The sequence below is a fragment of the Streptomyces spiramenti genome, from assembly GCF_012034385.1.
In the GTDB taxonomy this organism is placed as follows: Bacteria; Actinomycetota; Actinomycetes; order Streptomycetales; family Streptomycetaceae; genus Streptomyces; species Streptomyces spiramenti.
The window spans coordinates 1-2,059 of record NZ_JAAVJB010000417.1 but is presented as its reverse complement, the minus strand read 5'-3'; the positions used below and the strand labels follow the sequence as shown (position 1 = coordinate 2,059).

Annotated in this window: 2 protein-coding genes; one reads left to right on the top strand and one right to left on the bottom strand. The window is 74.0% G+C overall.

The features are described 5' to 3' along the window. Positions 1-38: 38 nt before the first annotated feature. On the bottom strand, positions 39-1,391 hold the full coding sequence (gene mshA, locus HCJ92_RS23810) for a D-inositol-3-phosphate glycosyltransferase (RefSeq protein WP_167935679.1): 1,353 nt from the start codon (positions 1,389-1,391) through the stop codon (positions 39-41). 291 nt (positions 1,392-1,682) lie between these two features. Here mshA and HCJ92_RS23805 point away from each other — a divergent pair. Next, a partial coding sequence (locus tag HCJ92_RS23805; RefSeq protein WP_245241214.1) for a hypothetical protein occupies positions 1,683-2,059 on the top strand: 377 nt, incomplete at its 3' end.

The window sequence follows — 2,059 nt, the reverse complement described above, 5'->3', positions numbered from 1 at the left end:
GCCGGGTGCGAGGCGGCCGGGTGGCGGGCCCGCGGTCGTCAGCGGGCGATGCGCAGCCCGCCGCGCCGCGCGATCCCGTTGCCGCGGGCGGCGTGCGAGGTGTGGTCGGCGAAGCGGTGGCCGGCGATGGCGTCGCTGTAGACCTCGGCGGTCGCCTCGGCCGCCGCTCCCCAGCCGAAGCCGCGCGCGTGCCGCGTCGCGGCCTCCCCCATCACGGCGGAGCGGCCGGGTTCGTCGGTGAAGCGGCGCAGCGCCTCGGCGAAGAGCGCCGGTTCGTGGCCTGTCACGAGGTACCCCGTCACTCCGTCGCGGACCGCGACGGGCAGCCCGCCGACGGCGGCGGCGATCACCGGCGTCCCGCACGCCTGCGCCTCGACGGCGACCAGCCCGAACGACTCGCTGTAGGACGGCATGACCAGAACGCTCGCCGCCCGGTACCAGTCGGCCAACTCCGGCTGCGAGACGGGCGGACGGAACATCACGATGTCGCTGATGCCGAGCCGCCCGGCCAGTCCGTGGAGCCGCTCGGGGCGGGCGAGGCCGCTGCCGGAGGGACCGCCCACGACGGGGACCAGCAGCCGGGAGCGCAGTTCGGGCTGCCGGTCGACAAGCTCGGCCACGGCCCGCAGCAGCAGGTCGGGGGCCTTGAGAGGCTGTATGCGGCCGGCGAACAGGGGAATGACGGCGTGCTGCGGCAGCCCCAGCCGGTCGCGCGCCGCGGCGCGCCCGTCAGCGGGACGGAACCGTTCGAGGTTGACGCCCGGGTGGACGACGGCGGTGCGCAGCGGATCGGCACCGTAGTGCTCGGCGAGTTCGGCCGCCTCCCCTGCGGTGTTGGCGATGAGCCGGTCGGCGGCGTCGACGACCTGCTGTTCGCCGATGATGCGCGCGGCGGGTTCGGGGGTGTCGCCGGCCGCGAGCGCGGCGTTCTTGACCTTCGCCATGGTGTGCATGGTGTGCACCAGCGGCACGCCCCACCGGTCGGCCGCGAGCCACCCGACGTGCCCGGACAACCAGTAGTGGGAATGCACCAGTTCGTAGTGCCCGGGGCGGTGACCCGCCCACGCCTGCATCACGCCGTGGGTGAAGGCGCACAGCTGCGCGGGAAGGTCCTCCTTCTTCAACCCCTCGTAGGGGCCGGCGTCCACGTGCCGTACCAGGACGCCGGGTGCCAGTTCCACGGTGGGGGCGAGGGCGCCGGCGGTGGCGCGGGTGAAGATCTCGACCTCGGTCCCGAGGTCGGCGAGCTGCTTGGCGAGCTCGACGATGTACACGTTCATGCCGCCGGCGTCGCCGGTTCCCGGCTGGTGCAGGGGGGAGGTGTGGACACTGAGCACAGCCACCCGGCGGGGGTGCCGGCCCGCGCGGCGACGGCGCGAGAGCCGGGACATGTTCGGCACGTGGGGACTCCTGACCCGAGGCGAGCGTGGAAAGGCGCGCAACGAACAACGCGGGTGTCGTCGTCTGTCTTCCCCTACCAACGAAACGTGACCGGGGACACAACGTCACCGGACCGTCACCCGGCCGGAGGCGCGAGCGGGGGACCGCCGGGGGCCGAGCCCGAGAGGGGGACCGGCCAAGCGGGCCGAGCGCGGCGGTCGCCGCGGCGGGGGACACGGGACGGTCCGCGGCACTCATCCGGGCTAACGACGGAGTGCGCGGAAGTGGCGGACAATGGAGTCATGTCCTGTCACGGCGGTCCGCACGAGGACCACACCCCACCGGCGTCGCCGGCGGGCTCGCTCCTGTCCGTCGGGTCGACCGGTTCCGTCCTCTCCATCGGATCCGCGGGCTCGGTGCTCTCCATCGGTTCGGTGGGCTCGGTCCTGTCGATCGGCTCGGCCGGTTCCGTCCTGTCCGTGGGCTCGGCCCTGTCGGTGGGGTCGATCGGCTCGGCGATGTCACTGTTCTCGGTCGGTTCGTTCCAGTCGATCGCGTCCGTGCTGTCCGGCCAGTCCGACCGGTCACTGCTCTCCTGGCAGTCGACGGACTCGCGGTTCGCGCGGCGGCGGACCGGTCCGGCGCTCCGCGGGCCCGCCCTCCCCGGCCGATCGATCCC